The following is a 19,507-nucleotide window of genomic DNA, read 5'->3' on the forward strand; positions in this document are numbered from 1 at the left end:
GATCGCCCGTGTGAAAAAACTTCTCGCCTGGTTATGGGCGGTTCTGACCACCCCGGCCGGCACGCTCAGCCTTGCCTTTCTCACGCTTGGCGGCTTCGTCGGCGGGGTGATGTTCTGGGGCGCTTTCAACACCGCTCTCGAAATGACCAACAAGGAAGCCTTCTGCATTTCCTGCCACGAGATGCGCGCGAATGTTTATGAGGAACTGACGCGGACGGTGCATTTCTCCAACCGCTCCGGCGTGCGCGCTTCTTGCCCGGATTGCCATGTGCCGCATGAGTGGACGGACAAGATCGCCCGAAAGATGCAGGCTTCCAAGGAGGTCTGGGGCAAGATTTTCGGCACCATCGATACGCGCAAGAAGTTCCTCGACAAGCGGCTGGAGCTTGCCCAGCACGAATGGTCGCGCCTGAAGGCCAATGACAGCCTCGAATGCCGCAACTGTCATTCCTCCGCCGCCATGGACTTTACCAAGCAGACGCAGCGTGCCGCAGACATTCATTCCAAATATCTGCTGACGGGCAAGGCCACCTGCATCGATTGCCACAAGGGTATCGCCCATGAATTGCCGAATATGGAAGGCATCGATCCCGGCTGGAAAATGCCGCCAGCGCTCAACGATGAACCGGGACAGACGGCGTCCGCAGTCGATGACCTGCGCCGCGCCATGAGCGATGTGCACCGGAACGTTTTCTGATTTTCTTGATGGAATAAACGCCGTGTGTCCTTTGGGCGCACGGCGTTTTCAATGATGGAACCGGATCGTCGTTTTGCCGCGATCCGGTTCTCTTGTGCCTCTGCGTCAGCCGATCTGCGCGTTGTCGTCACGCTTGATGGCGATGACGGCCGAGCGCGGCAACTTGCCTTCGCCGTCCGGGAAGGGCGCGTCGGGGTGCTGGATGCCGACGAAGTGGGTGCGCTTGTCGCCGGACCATGTCTGGCCGGTGACTTCGGAACCCTTCGGTGCTGTCAGGAAGCGCTCGATACGGCCGGTGGCCGGGTCGCCCGCCAGCATCTGGTTGTTGCCCTGGCCGGCGAAGTTGCCTTCATTGCTGTCCTCGCCGTCGGTCTGGATCCAGAGCAGGCCGGTACTATCGAACATCATGCCGTCGGGCGAGTTGAACATGTTGCCTTCGTTGATGTTCGAAGAACCCGCAAATGCGTCCTTGTGAACGGAAGGGTTGCCGGCCATGCAGAACAGGTCCCACTTGAACTTGCCGTCGGCATGGTCGTCATTTTCCGGATACCAGCGCACGATCTGGCCGTATTCGTTCTTTTCGCGCGGGTTGGCGGCGTTGATCGCCATGGCGTCGCCGCCAGCATTGGCGCGCAGCTTGCCGTCCTTCATTTCGCCGCGGCGGCTGTTGTTGGTCAGCGCGCAATAGGCTTCGATGGCGACCGGGTTGATGGCGACCCATTCCGGGCGATCCATCGTCGTTGCGCCCACCTTGGAAGCGGCCTGACGGGTGAAGACGCAGATTTCATCGATCTTCATGCCGGTGGTCTCAGGCGTCAGCGCCAGCCATTCGCCGGCGCCGTCATCGGCGAACTTGGCGACGTAAAGCGTGCCTTCGTCGAGCAGCTTCGAGGTGTCGCCGCCCGGCACGTAAATGCCGTTGGAGACGAATTTGTAGAGGAATTCGCCACGCTCGTCGTCACCCATGTAAACGACGACGCGGCCGTCGCGGGCAATCACCACGGCGGCGTTTTCGTGCTTGATGCGGCCAAGCGCAGTGCGCTTGATCGGGGTGGAGGAGGCGTCCGAAGGATCGATCTCAACCACGTAGCCGGCGCGGCGCGGCTCGTTCGGGTTCTTGGCGACGTCGAAACGTGCGTCGAACTTCTCATAGGCATAACGCGTCTCGGCGACGATGCCGTAACGCTTGTAATCATCCGGCAGCTTGAAGGCGGCATCTGCGGTGCCGAAATAGCCGTTGAAGTTTTCCTCGCAGGTGAGGTAGGTGCCCCAGGGCGTGCGGCCGGCGCCGCAATTGTTGAAGGTCCCGAGACAGTTGATACCATCAGGGTCGGCGGCGGTCTTGACGAGATCGGAGCCTGCGGCCGGGCCGGAAAGCTTCATCGGCGTGTTGTGATGGATACGGCGGTTGAACGGGCTGTCGAGAACGATTTCCCAGCCTTCGTTGCCTTCCGCGACTTCCATGACGGTGACGCCCTGCATGTTCTGCAGGATCTTCACGTCGTCGGCCGTCTTCGGGTTGCCCTTGTCAGTGTGCGGCAGGTTGATTTCCGGGTTTACGTATTCATGGTTGACGGCGATCAGCTGATGAGCGCCCACCATGAAGAGTTCCATGCCGTCGGTGTTTTCACCGAAGACCTTGTCGGAATTCTCAACGCTCACGCCCTTGGCGGGGTCGAGATCGGGAACGTTGGAGAACAGCGGCTGACCCCATTTGGCAACCGGCTTCCAGCTATAACCTTCCGGCACATGGATGGTGTGGTCGGTTGCGGCGGCCACCGGCTTGAAGGGGAAGCGGCCGGCGGCTGCTTCCTGCGCTTCGGCCGAAGTGCTTGCCATCAGGTTGCCGAGCGTGCCCATGGCAGCTGCGGCCGAGCCGAAGGCCAGCACACCGCCGAGGAAACCGCGGCGGGAAATCGCGGTTTCGACCACGCGGTCGAAATCGGTTTCGGCCGGCGGCGGGTTTTGCAGTTCGTCCCATTCGTCCCAGGACAGCTTGCTCGTATCGATGTCGGTCATGTCGTGTCTCCACCGTTTGCATGTTTGGAATCATTCCAACAAGCTGCGTACCGTTTGAGTATTTCACACGGATGACGGGAGGAGCGGCTTTAAATATGAGTTTATGAGAACAGAATCTGTGCTTTTTCCCTCATTGCGGGAGGAGGATACGGGTGAGCAGGAGGCCTTCGAAATGGCCAAAGCGGAAGGAAATCTCCGTTCCCTCAAGCCAATCGCCGCTCAGGTCGGCGGTCAGGCGAAGCGACCCTGAGCCATCCGCATCGTAAGCGGATAATTCGGCCGCCTCGAAAAAGAAAAGCCGCTTTACCGTCGGATAAAGCGCCTTGAACAGGCTCTCCTTGGCCGAAAAAATAAGCCCGGTCATGAACGGGTCGACAATGTTGCCGAGGCTGTGAAGCTCATGCGCCGTCAAGGCCTGCGAAGCGATGTCGCGGGCTTCCTCTTCGGTCAGGCGTTTCTCGATATCGATGCCGATGCCGAGAAACCTGCTGCCGGAGCCGGCAAGGGCGATTGCCCGATCACTGCTATGAGAAATCGCGCCGACTACGCCTTCGGGCCAGATCGGCGCTCGGTCCTCTCCCATTCCGGGAAAGAATGCGTGGCCGGTAAGGCGGCGTATGGCTTCCGCCGCACATTTGCGTCCCGCCAAAAACTCCGCCTTGCGTTTCGGCACTGCCCGTAGCAGCTGCGCGGGCAGGGCAGGGGTGATGTTGGCACCGGTTTCGTGGTGGGGGCTGTAACGAAGGGTGAGGCAATGGCAATCGCTGCTGTCATCCGGCCATGGCCAGACGGCTTCCGGTGGGTCGCCGGAAACAGTCTCGCGATGCAATGCCGGCACGATCGCCATATCTGTCCCTCGTTCGGCCGGCCGGATCAGGCTGCGAGCGTTGCGCCGCCGTCGACCACGATCTGCTGCATCGTCACGTGGCCAGCCTGATCGGAGGCGAGAAACAGCACCGTGTCGGCTATATCATCCGGTCTTGCAATCTTGCCAAGCGGAATGCCGAGCTTGAACTGCTCCGGCAGGCCGGCGACGAGCCGTTCCTTGCCTGTGGGATCGCTCAACATACCGGCCAGCATCGGCGTATCGGTGGAGCCGGGCGAGACAACGTTGCAGCGCACGCCATAGGGCGCAAGCTCAAGGGCGGCGCAATGGCTGAGGCTGACCAGCGCCGCCTTGGAGGCGCAATAAGCCATCATGCCGATGCGCGGCACCACGGCGGCGTTGGAGCCGACGTTGACGATCGCGCCACGCCGCTGCCGTTTGAAGACGCCGCTCCATTGTCGCAGCAGATAGAACGGCCCCGCGGCATTGACATCCATGCAGGCTTTCCAGTCTTCCGGCGTCAGGCTTTCGCTGTCGCCAAGACGCAAAATGCCTGCGGCGTTGACGAGGATATCAAGGCCGCCCCATTCGCTTTCAATTGCCTTGCATACTCTCTCCACCGCCGCAGCGTCGGTGATATCGAGCGCTATCTGGCGGAAGGGTGCTTCCGTTGTGCCGGCCAGAAGGTCGAGGCCGATGACTTCGGCCCCTTCCTCGATGAAACGTTCGGCGATGCGGTGGCCAATGCCCTGGGCCGTGCCTGTCACCAGCACACGCCGCCCGGTAAATCTCTGTTGCGTCATCTTGTCCGTCCGCTCAGGCTGCGAGCCGCTTTTCTTCGATCAGTGCCCACCAGGCGGAAAGTGTGGGTACACGCGCTAGCTCATCGAAACCGACGGTGACGCCGCGTTCCTTCAACTCGCCGGCAAGCTTCATGACCTGCAGCGAATCCAGCCCGTAGAAGATGAGGTTCTCGTCGGGGTCGATGTCACTTTCATCCTCAACCATCTGCAGGACGCGGGCTTTCAGCCATTCGCGGGTGCCGGTGGCCTGCTCGGTACCGGTCAGGCTTGCGGTGTCGATCACCACGCCGCAACGCGTCGCCACATATTGCAGCGCCATGCGGTGTTCGGCTTCGGAAAAATCGGCGACGCCGTCACCGATCATGAAGGGTTGAATATCCTTCATGAAGGCTTCCACCGCCGTCATCATGCAGCCGATATGGGCGTAAACACCGCCGACGATGATCTGGTCGCGGCCCCAGCCTTTCATGCGTTCGGCAAGATCGGAACGCTGGAAGGCGCTGTAGCGCCACTTGGTCAGCACCACGTCGTCAGGCGTTGGCGCCAGCTTGTCCACCACCTTCTGCAATTCCGGATCAACGACGGTGAGACCCGGTCCCCACATGTCGTTCAGCAGCGCCCGGTCGCCCGGCGGCTGGTTGTGCGGCTGGGCGGTATAGATGACCGGCACGCCGTTCTGCACCGCCCATGCCTTTACCTTGGCGAGATTGTCGATGAGGGTCGTCATCAGCTTGCCGTCGGCCTCGTAGAACCGAAGGAAATAACGCTGCATGTCGTGAATGAGCAGCACGGCGCGCTTGGCGTCGGGCTGCCATTTTGTCTTGTTGGCCGGAAAGCTGGCGGCAACCGGCATCGGATAGTCGGAAATGGTGGGGATTGTCATGATGACCTCGGTTTTGTGCTGCGCCGGCTCGGGCGGCGCGTAATCTTTGGAGTTTGGGACGCCCTTTAGAGCGTCCCTTCGATTGGCGTTGCCTGTCAGGCGCTGATGGCGACGGGGGTTGTCAACAAATCGCGCAGGCGCTTCTTGTCGATCTTGCCGACGGCGGTGAGCGGCATCGCGTCGATGAAACGCACCCGGTCCGGCAACTTGTAATCCGCGACGCCGAGACCGGCGAGATGCTGGCGGATGGCCGGCGCTTTCAGCGCGGGATTGCGGGAGACGACGAAGACGCAGCTTTTCTCACCGAGAAGTTCGTCCTGCATCGCCACCAGTGCGGCATGCGTCACATCAGGATGCCGCAGGATCAGGTTTTCCACCTCCTCCGAAGCGACCTTTTCGCCGCCGCGGTTGATCTGGTCCTTCACCCGGCCGACGACCCGCAGATAGCCTTCGGGCGTGCGCTGCACGACATCGCCGGAATAATAGAAGCCATCCTTGTCGAAGACACGGGCACTGTGTTCGGGCGCGCGATAATAGCCCCGGAACGTATAGGGGCCACGGGTCGCCAGCATGCCGGCCTCGCCCTCGGGCACATCATTGCCATCCTCATCGACGATGCGGATTTCGTCGTCCGGGCTGATTGGCCTCCCTTGCGTGGTAAACACGATATGGTCGGGGTCACCGAAGCGGGTGTAGTTCACCAGACCTTCCGCCATGCCGAAGACCTGTTGCAGCGCGCAACCGAGCACTTCCGGCACCTGGCGGGCAAGAGCTTCGGCGAAGCTTGCGCCGCCAACCTGGAGGAGCTTGAGGGATTTCAGCCTTTGGCGATGTGCGGGGGCTGCCTGCAACCACAACGCCACGGCCGGCGGTACCAGCGGCACCATGTCGATGCCGTGTTTTTCGATGAGATCGAAGCAGGCGAGCGGCTCCGGATTGGCGGCCATGACCACAGTGCCGCCGGCGTGAAAGACACCGAGCGCACCGGGTGAACTCATCGGGTAATTATGCGCCACCGGAATGGCGCAAAGAAAACGGGTCTGCGGCGAGAGTTCGCAAATCTCCGCGCTGGCCCGTGCGCTGTAATCATAGTCGTTATGCGTCCGGGGGATCAATTTTGGCGTTCCGGTGCTGCCGCCGGAGAGCTGGAACAGAGCCACCTCGTCCGCCGCCGAAGGGGCGTAGGCGGGCGGATTTTCCGCAGGCGCGGCAAGCATCCGTTCAAGGCTGCGCTGCGGTTCCGTCGCGCCCAGCAACAGGGTCAGGGAAAGCTGTGGAGAGGAAGCCTTAAGCCCGTCCAGGAACGCGTCATTGGCAAAAAGCTCATGGCTGCGAGAGGCAATCACCAGTTTTGGCGCGATCTGTTCTGCATAGGAGGTCATTTCCAGCCGACGGTGGCTGAAGAGCGCGTTGACGGGTGCAACGCCGATTTTGATCAATGCAAAAAAGACGAGATAAAACTCGGCGATATTAGGCAATTGCACCAGCGCGGTATCGCCCTTGCCGATGCCTGCGGCCGCAAGATGGCCTGCGAGATTGGAGGATTGCCGGTCGAGTTCGGCATAGGTGAAGCGGCGATCACCGCAGATCAGCGCCGTTGCATCCGGCCGGTGTTGCACCTGTTCGGCGAGGATGCGGCTCAATGGCCTGTCGATCCAATAGCCGCGCTCGCGGTATCGGCGCGCCAGATCGTCGGGCCAGCGTGAAAATTCGATTGTCATGGTTTGTCCCCGGGAAAGTTCGGTCGTGCTCAGGCGGAGAGACCGCAGGCATTCAGCATGGTTTTGAGCTTGGTCTGCACCTCGGCCCATTCGGATTCGGGTTCCGAGGCCTCCACGATGCCGGCGCCGGCGAAAAGCCGCACGGTCTGGCGCTGCACGGTGCCGCAGCGGATTGTCACTACCCATTCGCCGTTACCTTGGGCATCCGTCCAGCCCACCATGCCGGTGAACAGGCCACGCTCGAAGGGTTCGACGAAACGGATGAGGCGATGGGCGCGCTCGGTCGGGAAACCGCAAACGGCCGGTGTCGGGTGCAGCAGGCACGCCAGTTGCAGCGCGTTGGTCTCGGGATCGGCGAGGCGGCCTTCGATGCGCGTCGAAAGATGCCAGAGCGCGGCCGTATTGATGAGGGAGGGTTTTTCCGGAACGTCGAGTTCCGCGCAGCATGGCGAAAGCAGCGAGCGGATATCCTCGATCACCAGGCTATGCTCATAATGGTCTTTTTCCGATGCCGAAAGCCGGTCCGCATTGGCCTTGTCCGCCACCGGGTCGGTCATGCGTTTTGCCGATCCGGCCAAGGGGTTCGAGATGATCTTCTCACCCTGCTTGCGGATAAGCAGTTCCGGGCTGACGCCGATCAGGTCGCCGCCATCCGGAAGCGGAATACGGAACTGGTAACCCTCGCGATTCTGCTTGGCGAGGCTGGCCAGCAATCTCTCGACATTGACCTCGGAGGCGAAGGTCAGTTCACGCATGACGGAAAGCACCGCCTTGCGCACTTCGGAATGGCGGAAATTGAGAATGGCATGCTCGACGGCATGTTTGAAACCAGCCTCGTCCGGCAGGCTGTTCTGGCCGACAAGCGCCGGCATGGCCGAATCAGTGGCAACCGGAACCGCGTCGCGCGGACTCCACTCATAGTTGTTGGGGATGTAAAGGCATGATGGTTCGCTGACATCGAAGGGGATTGCGCCGATGGCGATCGGATTGTCCTGTCCGGCCCGGCGTGCCCGTTCAAAAGCGCCTTTAATCGCCTGCTGCAAAGGGCTTTCCATGTCTTCGCCACCGCGGGCTGGAAGGGTTATCCTTTCGCGAATCCCTTCGGCCCGCAATTGCCCCGTGCCGGAGGTGAATAAAAATTCTCTATTAAAATCAGTAATTTCGTCGGATTCGACGTCATTCGTCCTGAGTGCTCCCGTTTTCATGGGATGCCTCCTGTTCGAGTGGTTGACGATGGCATATACTTGATTATGATAATCATGTTTTGTCAATCGGTGCAAACTCACATGCTAAATTTAACCCCGATGCAGGTGGCCTATTGGGTCGGACGCGAGGCGGATGGGATACTCGGAAAAGTTACGCCCCATCTTTATCTTGAGTTCGAGGGGCGGGCGTTTGACGTGGAAAGACTGGCTGTTGCGGTCGAAAGGCTTTGCCGGCGTCACCCCACGCTGAGCCTCAGGATCGATGCGGAAGGGCGTCAATCCGTCGATCCTGCCGGCAGGCCGCTCCGCCTTGATGTAGAGGATCTGACCGCGCTCGATTCGGAGGCGCTTGTGCACCGGCTCGAGGCAAAACGGCGGGATTGGAGCCATCGACAAACCGATCTGCGCAATGACTCACCCGCCGCGATCTCGCTCAGCCTGTTACCGCAGGGACGCAGCCGGCTGCATGTGGACACCGACATGCTGGCGATCGATCCGGCCAGCGTCCGGATCGTGATGGAGGACCTTGCCCGGCTTTACGAAGAGGGTGAAGGAAAAGACGAAGCCACGCTATCGGGAGAGGTGACGCCATCCTTTTTCGACTGGGCGAAGCAGCTTGCCTCCGATCCGCACCAGAGGACCCTGCGTGAAAGGGACCGGTCGTGGTGGCGGCAACATATTGCGGATATTCCTGATGCGCCGCCGCTGCCATTTTTTCCCAATGACGCTACGCGTGTCGTTCACACGGATCGCTTTGCCACCATGCTTTCAGCGGCCGAACGAGGCAGTCTGGAACAGGCGGCGCGGCGTTGCTCGGTGACGACATCGGCCCTGTTGCTCGGTATTTTCGCCGTGGCGCTGTCGCAGGCGACACAGGCACAAAAGTTCAGGCTCTCCGTCCCGGCTTTCTGGCGCACGCCGCTGGTGGAAGGGGTCGATGGCATCGTCGGCGAATTTTCCAATGTGCTGGTGCTCGGCATCGATATCAGGCCGGATGAAAGCCTCGAAGCGCTGCTCCGACGGCTGTTCAACGGGATGAACGACCGTCTTGCCCATCAATCCTATCCGGGCGTCAGCGTCATGCGTGACCTATCCCGTCTGCGCGGTAGTTTGCAGAACTCGCCAGTCGTCTTTACCGCCGGTGTCGATCTGGCGGGAGGAGAGCTGTTTTCGGAGAAGGTTGGGCGGGTATTCGGTCAGATGGTCCACACCGTCTCGCAGGGGCCGGGGGTCGCACTGGATGCGCAGGTCGCGGCGCTCGATGGCGGATTGCTGATCAACTGGGATGTGCGGCTGGACGCCTTGCCGGAACGCTGGTTGCGCGCCCTGTTCGAAACCTACACTGCCTTTCTTCGCCAACTGGCTGCCAGCCCCGATCTCGTTTACGCGAATGCGCAGCGATTCGGCGCACAGGTGCCGAGAGCCACAGCCGAGACAAAAGGAAAACTGATGGAACGTCCGCTTTCGCCCCTGCAACAGGCCTATCTTCTTGGTCGTGGCACCCATCTGCCGCTCAGCGGCGTGGCAATGCAGGAGTTTCGCGAATATCGCGGCAGCATCAACCCGGCCCTGCTTCAGTCACGTCTCGCCGCAATGGTGGAGCGACATGAGAGCCTGCGCACCCGCATCGACGAGCGGCGTCTGGTGCAGGTCGTCAGCGACGAGCCGAATATCAACCTTGATATTGTTGATCTTTCCGCCCTGTCTCCTGCCGATGCGGAAGCGCGGATGAACGCCGTGCGCCGTGATTTTTCCCATGCGCATTTCGATCTTGCCGCCTCTCCCTGGCAGGTCACGATCTTCCGCCTGCCGGTGGGTGAGGCAACGGCTGACCGTGTCGCGGCCTTCCTGCGTTTTGATGCGCTCATCCTCGACGGGCGGGCCATCGCCAGCCTGGCGGCGGAACTTTTCGACGGCGTTCTGCCCTTGGAGACCGCTGGTGCTGTAGCCACGCCGCACGCGGATATCGCGGCGGCTCGCGCCGAGGACGCCGCCTATTGGGCTGACAAGCTAAAAGATGCCGAGGTGCCCTCGCAACTGCCATGGAAGGCAGCGCTCGAAACCATTTCCGTTTCGCGCTACAGCCGCCAAAGCCTGACTGTGGAAAAGCAGCGCTTCGCCGCCTTTTCACGCATTGGCGCAAAGGAGCGGCTGTTCAAGAACTCGGCACTGACAGCGGTGATCCTCGATGTGCTGTCGCTCTGGCTGAACGAGGGCGCGCTTGTTGTCGGCATTCCCGTTGCGCCGCAGGTGGAAGGAGCTTTTGCCAATCGCTCAAGCTTCATCGCGGTCAAATGGGATGGAGCCAAGGGCAATTTTGCCGAGCGGGCGGCAGGCCTGCAGACGGATGTGCTGGAAGGGCTGAACCACCTTGCTTTTTCCGGCATCGATCTCAATCGTGTGCTTCTCAACGCCAATGCGGGCGGGCTCGCCTTGCCAGTGGTCATCACCAACGGCCTGAGCTGGCCGACGCTGTCGCCCGAATCGACCATGCGCTGGACGGACGGTCTCACACAGACGCCGCAGGTGGCACTGGATTTCCGCTTTTCACAAAATCCGCAGGGTGATCTCGTCCTCGATATCGACTATGCCGAAGAGGCGATCGATGCCGCGATGGTCGGGAATATTCTCGCCGCCATCGAGCGCACGATTGCCGCGATCACGGACAACGGCGCTTACTCTTTCAATGCGCGAGATATTGTCGACCTGTCCCATTATCGGCTGAATAGCGACGAGCGGAGCTTCGTCTGCCCGTCTTTTCTGGAACGGATCGCCGCGCATCTTTTCGAGAGTGATCCTTCGCGCACCGCGCTCGTCAGCGGCAAAAGGCGTATCTCTTACGGTGAACTCGGTGAGATGGTGGCTGGGGCAATGGCAGGCCTCAAGGCCCGAAATATCGGCCGAGGAGATGTCGTGGCGGTGTGCCTGCCACGCAGCCCTGAACATACGGCCATCACACTCGCCGCAGCACTGACAGGCGCCATCTGGGTGCCTGTTGATGCCGGCTCGCCGGAAGACCGTCTGCACTATCTGCTGACAAATTGCCGCCCGGCCATCATCGTCGCCCGCAATGTTCCGCAGGGCTTTGAAGCTGTCGATCCCGCGGTGCTGTTCGCCACGCCCGCACCGGTGGGAACGCCCGTTGCTACGGCGGAGATGGCGGCGCTGTCCCACAGCGAAGAGCCGGCTTATTATCTCTACACGTCAGGCACCACCGGCAAGCCGAAATGCGTCGTGCTTTCCAACCGCGCCACTGCCAATGTCATTGGCAGCACGCTTGCGGAATGGGCGGTGACGGAAAAAGACGTGTTCATTTCGGTCACGCCGCTGCACCACGACATGTCGGTCTTCGATGTTTTCGGCGCGCTGGCTGCGGGTGCGACGCTGGTCCTGCCGGAACCGGGCGAGGAAAAGGATGCGGTCCGCTGGAACGAGCTGGTGGCCGAACACGGTGTGACGCTCTGGTGCTCGGTGCCGGCCATCCTCGAAATGCTTCTGTCGTGCCGCCGTGGCGACCAGCTTGCTTCGCTCCGGCTCGTGGCGCAGGGCGGCGATTACATCAAACCCATGATCATCGAAGAACTGCGCCGGCTGAAGCCCGATCTGCGGCTGATATCGCTCGGCGGCCCAACCGAAACGACGATATGGAGCATCTGGCACGAGATCGTTGCGGAGGATGTCTCGGCCATCCCCTATGGCCATCCCCTGCCGGCCAATCGTTATTTTATCCTCAATGATCGGGGCCAGCATTGCCCTCCCGGTGTCGTTGGCCGCATCCATACGGTGGGCGTGAATGTGGCGATCGGTTATCTGGAGGACGGGGCCATCACCCAGACGGATTTCGCCACGGTGGATGATCCGGAAGGCAAGCCGGTACGTGCCTTCCGCACCGGAGATCGCGGCCGTTATCGGCCGGATGGCAAGATCATGTTTGCGAGCCGGGTCAATGGTTACGTCAAGGTGCGCGGCGTGCGCGTCTCGCTGCCGGATGTGGAAAACGAACTCATCCGTCATCCTGCCATCCAGCGGGTGCTGGTGGTGGATTACGGCGTCGAACAAAAAGGCGAGGCGGCCATCGGCGTGCTCTATGTTACAGCACCCGGCCTTGAACTCCCCTCCACTGAATTGCGCAATTTCGCCCGCAGCCATCTGCCGGAATCGCATGTACCCGGCCGGTTTCTCAAGGTTGACGATCTACCGCTTTCAGCCAATGGCAAGCCGGATCGCCGCCGCGCCCGCGAATTGCTGATGGGAGCCGCTGTTGGCGCGGAACCGGCGAAAGTCGCCGTCCCTGCCGTCAATCAGGACGACCGCCGGGTGCTGGATATCTATCTCGGTGTGCTGGGCAAAAAGCCGGGGAATGTGGATGCGAGCAGCGACCTGCTCGCACTCGGCCTCCTGCCATCGCATCTGAAAACCGTTTCAGCGGAAATCCACACCGTTTTCGGTGTGGAACTGACGCCACAACAGCTCCTGCGGTGCCGCAATGCCAGGCAGGTGCTTTCGCTTTTGGCTGCGGAAGCGGCCTGAACCCAGGCATTTCGGGCAGCATCCGACAACAGGAATAGTTCAAGGAAAAACAGATGGCGCATATCGATCCTGCCGGCGGCTGGCTTCCGCTGACCCAGCCGCAACTCGACTTCTGGGAGGAGTTCTCCTTCCATCCCGACGAGCCGGTTTCCACGGTCGCCCATTACATCGATCTTTCCGGTGCGGTGAATGAAAGCGCGCTCCTTCAGGCGATCGCCCGCACGGTGCGCGAATCCGAGGTTCTGTCGATCCGTTTTCGTATCGGTGAGGATGGCGAGACGCCGCAGCAATGCTGCGATGCCGGCCATGCCCCGGTGGTTGAGCTTGTCGATCTCCGCACCGATCCGGCGCCCTTTGAAGAGGCGCTGCGACGCATGAACGTCGATGTGGAGGCGAAGCTGGACCTCAGAACCGACAGGCTTTCCGCGCAGCTTCTCTTCCGCATCTCCGATGATCGTTACCTCTGGTATATTCGCGCCCATCACATCGTCGTTGATGGCTATGGGCTGACGCTGGTGGAGCAGCGCTGCGGCCAGCTTTACGGATATTATTGCGGCAAGGGCGAAGCGGGACCGGATTTCCACCCCTTCGCCAGTTTCCTCGCCGAAGAAGATGCCTACAGGCAGAGCCGCCGTTTCGAGAAGGATCGTGATTTCTGGGAGGCCTATCTCGTCGCATCCGCCGATCTGCCCGTGCTGGACAAGGATTGCGAGGATTATGGCGGCGGCGGCCTGCATGCCGATGCGGCCTTGCCGCAGGGTTTCAGCACGAGGCTACAGCAGATAGCCGGCCGTCTGGAAATCGGCTGGCCTGACCTTCTGGTGCTGCTGTCCGGCCTTTATCTGCACCGGGTTTTACCCCGTCCGGACCGTGACGTGCTGACCTTGTGGTTGCCTTTCATGAGCCGTTGGGGCAGCGTCGGTGCGCATATGCCGGCCATGCTCGTCAATATTTTGCCCTTCCATCTCACGATCGAACCGCAGGAAACCGTGAGCGCATTTCTGGCACGCAACGCCGCCAATCTGCGCAGGCAACGCCTGCATGGCCGTTACCGCATCGAGCAGATTGCCGCCGACCGGGAAATATCGAAGGGCCGGCGCTTCTTCTTTTCGCCGCTCATCAATGTGTTGCCCTTCAGCGCGCCGGTCTTTGCCGGGCTCGGTGTCTCGCGGCATATTCTCGCCAATGGTCCGGGAGACGGCTTCAATCTCACCTTCCGCGGCGAGGATGACGGCAGCGATCTGAACCTGCATATCGATGCGGATTCTGCACTGACGGAGGCCGAGGATTTCGCCCGCTACCGGGAGGAGTTGCCAGTGTTCCTCGATGCCATGCTGCAGGGAGAGGCGCTGACGCTTGCAGCGGAAGAGGCGTCCTCGAGCGTCCGTCTGGCGGTTTGAGGGGAAGGCCGACAACGCTTTCCCTATACTCCACGTTATCCTCGGCCCTGTGCCGAGGATCTAATCACGTCCAATAAAATCGAGGCGTTGCAGATGCTCGGGACAGGCCCGAGCATGACGGAAACGGGCTTTCAGGACTTCGTCTACGAACTGAACCCGGCTCTGCGCCGCAAAGCCGGGTTTTCCTCGCACAAATCCAGCTCAGGCGAGCGTCGTCAACACCCTGTTCGAAGCGCCGGCTTCGGCAAAGCGGCTGAAGACGCCGCTGGTGGTGTTGCGCAGCCGCTCGACATCTTCAGGGCCGTAGCGGTCCGAACGGTAGCTCATCAGCACGCGAATTGAGCGCTCGCCGCCGATCATTTCTTCCATCACCTCGAATTGCAGCCCCAGCATGGATTCGTGCTTGTCGGGGTCGATCTGGCGGAACTCCACCGGCTTGCCTTCCGGTCCGGCAAGCGTGCCGTTCAGCTTGTTCCTGGCGTGGATCTGGATGAAGACCTCGAACAGATGGTCGCGGCCCGGCGTCATACCAAGCGCCTCCTCGACGAGATCGATCGGGATTTCGCTATGTTCCAGCGAGCCGTTGATGGTGTTCTTCACCGAAGAAATCAGGTCGCCAATGGTCATGGTCTCGTCGAAACGCATGCGATGGGCGACGACCGTGGTGAAATAACCGATCGTATCGAAATAACCGCTATCGGTGCGGCCCGAAGCCGAGGTGCCGACCACGAGATCGCTCAATCCGCCAAGATGACGCAGCGATGCGGCTATGGCGGCGTAAACCACGTTGAACAGCGAGGCGCTGTTCTGCTTGGCAACGGCGTAAAGTCCGTCGCTGACGTGTTTTTCCAGCTTGAATTCGACCCAGCCGCCCGCCGGTGCTTCGTCCTGCGGTGCCTCGTGCAGCGTGCCAGCCTGTCCGTTGAGGGTAAGGCCTTTCGGCGCATCCCGCAGCATATCGGTCCAATAGGCAAGGTGGTCGGCATTGACGCCTGAGGCCACCTGTTTTCTGGCGAATTCATGGAAGGGTGCAGGTTTGGTTGCAAAGATCGGGGCCTTGCCCGCCGCTCTTGCCCGGTAGGCTTCTGTCAGTTCGTCCATCATCAGGTTCACTGACCATTCGTCCAGCACGATGTGATGGAAGAGGAAGGACAGCACCTGCCTGCCGGTCTGCGCATCACGCAGGAAACGCAGCCGCATCGGCAGTTCACGCTCAAGATCGAACCGCCAGCCGGCTTCCGCATGCCGGTCCACACCTTCGCTTTCTTCACTGGTCCAGAACCATTTGTAACCGGGCAGGTCATGCATCGGCACGATCTTCTGAAGAACCGTGTCGTTTTCGACGTAGAAATGGGTGCGCAGGCCGGGATGGCGCTCGATGATGTCGAGGAAGGCGCATTCGAAAGCGTTTTCATCGACGGGACCAAGGAAATCGAGCGCGAAGGGGATATTGAATATGTCGCCGAAACCGAAGGCGGCATAGGCCTTCCAGAGCGACATCTGCGCCAGAGAAAGCGGCGCGGTCAACGAGCCGGTTTCCGTTGCTTGCGCATGTGCGGGCGCTGCAGTTTCGAGGCGGGTCGCCTGTGTAGCGAGCGCGGCTGCGGTTGGATAGCTGAAAAGGTCGTTGAAACGCAGCTCTATGCCGTGATTGCTGAGCAGACGTCCGATGATGCGGGTGGCGATCAGCGAATGACCGCCAAAATCGAAGAAATCGTCGTCCGGCCCCATATCAGGTGAGGCAAGCGCCTCGCGGAATTCGGTGAGGATGGTCGCGGTGGTGGCGTCATCGCCAAGGCCGGTGGATAGGCGAGCCGCCTGCTCCGGGGTTGCGGAGGCATTTTGAGGTACGATGGCGGAAAAATCTGCGCCGCCTTCGAGATGGCTGACGAAACGCTCCAGCAGGAAGGCCGTCGCATGCGGCGACATTTCCTTACCGCCGGTCAGTTCGAGACGGATGTCACCGGCGGCTGTCGGACCGGCGGCAAGCGTCAGGCCGAGACCGGATTGCAGGGAGGGCAGGAGCAGGGGTTCGAACTGGAGGCCATGCTCCGATACGGGCTGAACGGGTGCCGCCAGCGCATGAAGTGTGAAGGTGGCGGGCTCGTCATCATTGTCGTTTCGCTGTTCCAGTCCCGCCAGTACGGCTTTTTCAGCCTGTTCTGGCGATTGGTGACGCGAGATCGATATCCGTGATGCAGCCTCCGCTGAAGGTGGTGTGGGGGCGTCGGGGTGCAGGCGGAGCATCACGGTTTCCGGACCGTCGCTCGCGGCAAGGAACAGGGCGAAACGCGCACCGGCACGCGCCAGAAGCGCATTCGTCGCAGTAGAGCCGTTGAGGCCGAGCAGGGTGGCGGGAAGATCGACGCCGTGGCTGTGGCTTGCCGGCCTCTCCAGCCTGTTTTGCCGCAACGCCACGACGGCTGAGCCGGAGACCGGGCGCTGCAGCCAGCCGAGTGGAAGCGGATTGATGCCACCATCTTCGAGCTTGCGAGCGGAAAGCGGCTTCGGTGTCTCACCGGCATAGGCGGCGGAAATGCCATCCAGCAATATCTTTGGCGAGAGAACTTCGCCAAGCAGGCCGTGGACCAGAAAGGCCAGCAGGATTTCCCCTTCATTCAACAGTACCACCGCCTGGAAGGACGGGTCGGTTTCGGCATCGAAGGGCCGTGCCTGAAGGTCGTGCAGAAGGGCGAGGGCTTCTGCTGATGATGGCACCTGCAGCAATTGCACATCGGATGCGGACAGGGTTTCGATATTTTTTGAAAGGGCGCCTTCCTCTCCGAAGGCAAAGCGTGCGCGAAGCTCGGGCCAGGCCTCGCAAATCGTCTTCAGCGCTGCGGTCAGGCGCAACAGGTCGCATTCTTCGCCGATGCGGTAGGCGAGAAGATGCCGGAAGACCTGATCGGGATCCTGAAACTGCTTAAACCAGATCCGCTCTTCGTATTGGCTCGGCGGTGCTGCGTCGCCTCTGTCAAAGCTTTCTTCGATGCGACGTGCGAGCATACGCGTATTGTCTGCGGCCATGGTCCTCTCCTTGGACATGTTCTGGGAAATGTTCAGGGACATCGCGCCGGGCGCGAAAAATCCTGTTGGCGGGGATCAGCCTTCCACGCGCACCCGTTCGATCAACGCCTGCCAGGCGGCAAGCGTGGGCTGCCGGGCCAGGTCGTCATAGTCGAGACGCGTTCCGGCAAGCTGCGAAAGCGGCGGGATGAGGCGCATGAGGGCAAGCGAATGAAGCCCATGACCGAACAGGTTGTCCCCCGGTTCGATATCGCGCACCTCATCCTCCAGAACTCTGGCAAGAAGGGCCTTGAGGTCCGTCAGCATCGTTCCCGCCTCCCGCATCACACTCGACGTGATTGCCGGTTCATTCATCGAAATGATCGTGCACGCCGCTGGCGCCCCGCCGCCAGTAACCGGAGGCGCGTGTCCATTTGGGGTTTGCGCCGAATTCTTCGATCAGGAGGGCGCGAATCTCCTTTGCGGTCTTCGATTCGCAGGCAACCCAGCTGAAGAAATCGCCCTTCGGCAGATCGAGCTTGCGCAGCGCGCCCGTCAATGCGTCGTGATCGGTTCCGCTTGTGGTGTTTTGCGTCACCCAGACGATCGAAGCGTCAGCCTTGGTGGCGATGTCCAGGCGGTCCGCATCCGTCTCGACCTCGATCAGCGCCACGGCCCGTGTGCCTTCAGGCATTTCTTCAAGCCGTCGGGCCAGCGCAGGAAGGCCGGTATCGTCGGCGATCAGCAGATGCCAGTCATAGGTGAAGGGAACGGTGAAAGAGCCGCGTGGACCGGCAATCCACGCCCTGTCGCCCACTTTGGCGGCTTTTGCTCAGTTGCTGGCGGGGCCGTCATGATGGGTGGCGAAATCGATGGCGAGTTCGCCCTTTTCGGCATCGAAGCTGCGCGGCGTATAATCGCGCGCTAGCGGGCGCGGCGCGCCTTCCGGGAATTCAAGGCCGTTCGGGCCGATCACCGGCAGGTTCGGCTCGGTTTGGCCGGGAAGCGGGAAGAACATCTTGACGTGGTCGTCAAAACCGAAGCTGGCAAAACCCTCCAGTTCCGGTCCGGTGAGGACGATGCGCACCATGGACCGGCTGAGCTGTTCCACCCGCGCAACATCGAGGCAGCGCAGCTTGACGGCGTGGCGATGACGTTTCGGAGTACGGTCCGGAACGGCGGTTTCAATGCTGTCGGTTATGCTCATGCTGTTGTCTTTCGTGGGATGTTGCCGACGGGTTCGGCTGTCTCGCTGTCCCGGATCGGCGTGCGGGATGATCGCTAATCGGAAGTGTTATCCGGCGCGATAATCCGGCATCGTTGCGTCAAGATGTGCAAACCATAACAGGCGCTTCCGGCTGTCGCAATATAACTTTACATAAAAACTCAAGTTTATAGCCGGCGCATGAAGTACGCGCCGGTATTCGCCGTTTTCGAGAAAATCAGGGGCGGGCCGCCCAGCCTTCCACCGCGTCCAGCGTGTGCAGGGCGCTGGGAATGGAAGGCGTCGTGACCCTGGTGGAATCGAGGAACACGATCCTGCCTTCGCGGGCCGGTTTCACGAAACGTTCCCAGCCGGGAATGATCTTTTCCAGTGCCGCGCGCGTTCCGGCCTCACCCCGCGCAGGGCTCGTATAGCTGTTCATCACCACCAGCAGATCAGGATTGAGCTTGCCGAAAGCCTCGGCACTCAGCGGCATGGTGAGGGTGGAGCCAAGTCCGCCGGAAGAGGCGGCGTTATCGATCTTTAACCGGGCATAACCCAGATCCTCCAGTGCCTGCACCGCGCCGGACATGTCGCCAACCGCATTGATCTGATCGGTCAGCAGGATCGCCAGATAGGTCTTGCCTTTGACATCTTCGCCCAGCGTCTTTTTGACGGCGGCAAGTTTGGTGTCATAGGTCTTCCGGCGTTCGGCGAAAGCGTCGCTCCGTCCCACGAGACCGGCAAGGTTCTCCTCCACGCTGAAACCATAGGCATGGCCGGTGCTGACCTTTTGCAGATAGACGGGGGCGACGGTGGAAAGCTGTTCGGCCTTGCCGCCATCCATTTCCGTTGCCACGATCAGATCCGGTTGCAGCGCCCGCAGCTTTTCAAGATCAATCTGGCCGACAGCGCCAAAACCTTTGGGTTTCGTGCGGCCTTCACCAAGGACGGTATCGATAAAATCGACGGCGGTGGCGAATTTGCCGTCGCTATTGCGGCCATAGGCGCCAACCACATTGGCGCCGAGATCCATCAGCGGCACGCCCAGGAGCGGCTCATGCATGACGACGATGCGTTGCGGCTTTTCCGGAACGGAGACAGTGCGGCCGGCGGCATCGGTCACGCTGCGCTCGGCCGCAAGGCTCGTTCCAGCGGCCAGAAAGGCGGCGAGTAGGATGGCAATTCGCATGGCATTCCCTTTATTCAGTTC

Annotated in this window: 14 protein-coding genes; 3 read left to right on the plus strand and 11 right to left on the minus strand. The window is 61.0% G+C overall.

Going from position 1 to position 19,507, the window contains the following annotated elements; genetic code table 11:
- Position 1 precedes the first annotated feature (1 nt).
- Positions 2 to 697: a cytochrome c3 family protein gene (locus tag CFBP6623_RS22745; protein WP_269747854.1), complete on the plus strand. Its 696-nt coding sequence runs from the start codon at positions 2 to 4 to the stop codon at positions 695 to 697.
- 105 nt (positions 698 to 802) lie between these two features.
- Here CFBP6623_RS22745 and CFBP6623_RS22750 read toward each other — a convergent pair whose 3' ends face one another.
- From CFBP6623_RS22750 to CFBP6623_RS22775, 6 genes are all read right to left on the minus strand, one after another.
- Positions 803 to 2,716: a PhoX family protein gene (locus tag CFBP6623_RS22750; protein ID WP_046800937.1), complete on the minus strand. Its 1,914-nt coding sequence runs from the start codon at positions 2,714 to 2,716 to the stop codon at positions 803 to 805.
- A gap of 130 nt (positions 2,717 to 2,846) precedes the next feature.
- On the minus strand, positions 2,847 to 3,563 hold the full coding sequence (locus CFBP6623_RS22755; RefSeq protein ID WP_046800936.1) for a 4'-phosphopantetheinyl transferase family protein: 717 nt from the start codon (positions 3,561 to 3,563) through the stop codon (positions 2,847 to 2,849).
- A 26-nt stretch (positions 3,564 to 3,589) separates the two neighbouring features.
- Positions 3,590 to 4,345, minus strand: a complete 756-nt coding sequence (gene dhbA, locus CFBP6623_RS22760) for a 2,3-dihydro-2,3-dihydroxybenzoate dehydrogenase (RefSeq protein WP_046800935.1) — start codon at positions 4,343 to 4,345, stop codon at positions 3,590 to 3,592.
- 13 nt (positions 4,346 to 4,358) lie between these two features.
- On the minus strand, positions 4,359 to 5,228 hold the full coding sequence (locus CFBP6623_RS22765; RefSeq protein ID WP_062654457.1) for an isochorismatase: 870 nt from the start codon (positions 5,226 to 5,228) through the stop codon (positions 4,359 to 4,361).
- A gap of 95 nt (positions 5,229 to 5,323) precedes the next feature.
- Positions 5,324 to 6,949, minus strand: coding sequence for a (2,3-dihydroxybenzoyl)adenylate synthase (locus tag CFBP6623_RS22770; RefSeq protein ID WP_046800933.1), 1,626 nt, complete (start codon positions 6,947 to 6,949; stop codon positions 5,324 to 5,326).
- Between the two features lie 29 nt (positions 6,950 to 6,978).
- On the minus strand, positions 6,979 to 8,154 hold the full coding sequence (locus tag CFBP6623_RS22775) for an isochorismate synthase (RefSeq protein WP_046800932.1): 1,176 nt from the start codon (positions 8,152 to 8,154) through the stop codon (positions 6,979 to 6,981).
- Positions 8,155 to 8,235: 81 nt separating this feature from the next.
- On the opposite strand from CFBP6623_RS22775, the gene CFBP6623_RS22780 reads away from it, so the two are divergent.
- Both CFBP6623_RS22780 and CFBP6623_RS22785 read left to right on the plus strand, forming a co-directional pair.
- Positions 8,236 to 12,684 (plus strand): amino acid adenylation domain-containing protein, encoded by a 4,449-nt coding sequence (locus CFBP6623_RS22780; protein ID WP_080842934.1) that lies wholly within the window; start codon positions 8,236 to 8,238, stop codon positions 12,682 to 12,684.
- A gap of 53 nt (positions 12,685 to 12,737) precedes the next feature.
- Positions 12,738 to 14,084, plus strand: a complete 1,347-nt coding sequence (locus tag CFBP6623_RS22785; protein WP_046800930.1) for a condensation domain-containing protein — start codon at positions 12,738 to 12,740, stop codon at positions 14,082 to 14,084.
- Positions 14,085 to 14,285: 201 nt separating this feature from the next.
- On the opposite strand, the gene CFBP6623_RS22790 is transcribed toward CFBP6623_RS22785, so the two are convergent.
- From CFBP6623_RS22790 to CFBP6623_RS22805, 5 genes are all read right to left on the minus strand, one after another.
- Positions 14,286 to 17,111, minus strand: coding sequence for a condensation domain-containing protein (locus tag CFBP6623_RS22790; RefSeq protein WP_046801105.1), 2,826 nt, complete (start codon positions 17,109 to 17,111; stop codon positions 14,286 to 14,288).
- A gap of 75 nt (positions 17,112 to 17,186) precedes the next feature.
- Entirely contained in the window at positions 17,187 to 17,465 is a 279-nt protein-coding gene (locus tag CFBP6623_RS22795) for a phosphopantetheine-binding protein (protein WP_046800929.1), read from the minus strand.
- Complete coding sequence (locus CFBP6623_RS27125; RefSeq protein WP_232370462.1) at positions 17,458 to 17,907, minus strand: siderophore-interacting protein; 450 nt, start codon at positions 17,905 to 17,907, stop codon at positions 17,458 to 17,460. The genes CFBP6623_RS22795 and CFBP6623_RS27125 overlap by 8 nt, the downstream gene beginning before the upstream one ends.
- Positions 17,908 to 17,922: 15 nt before the next feature.
- Entirely contained in the window at positions 17,923 to 18,297 is a 375-nt protein-coding gene (locus CFBP6623_RS27130; RefSeq protein ID WP_232370463.1) for a siderophore-interacting protein, read from the minus strand.
- Between the two features lie 235 nt (positions 18,298 to 18,532).
- Entirely contained in the window at positions 18,533 to 19,486 is a 954-nt protein-coding gene (locus CFBP6623_RS22805; RefSeq protein WP_046801104.1) for an ABC transporter substrate-binding protein, read from the minus strand.
- Between the last annotated feature and the right edge of the window lie 21 nt (positions 19,487 to 19,507).

Origin of the sequence: Agrobacterium tumefaciens (assembly GCF_005221385.1) — a bacterium.
Lineage (GTDB): Bacteria > Pseudomonadota > Alphaproteobacteria > Rhizobiales > Rhizobiaceae > Agrobacterium > Agrobacterium tomkonis.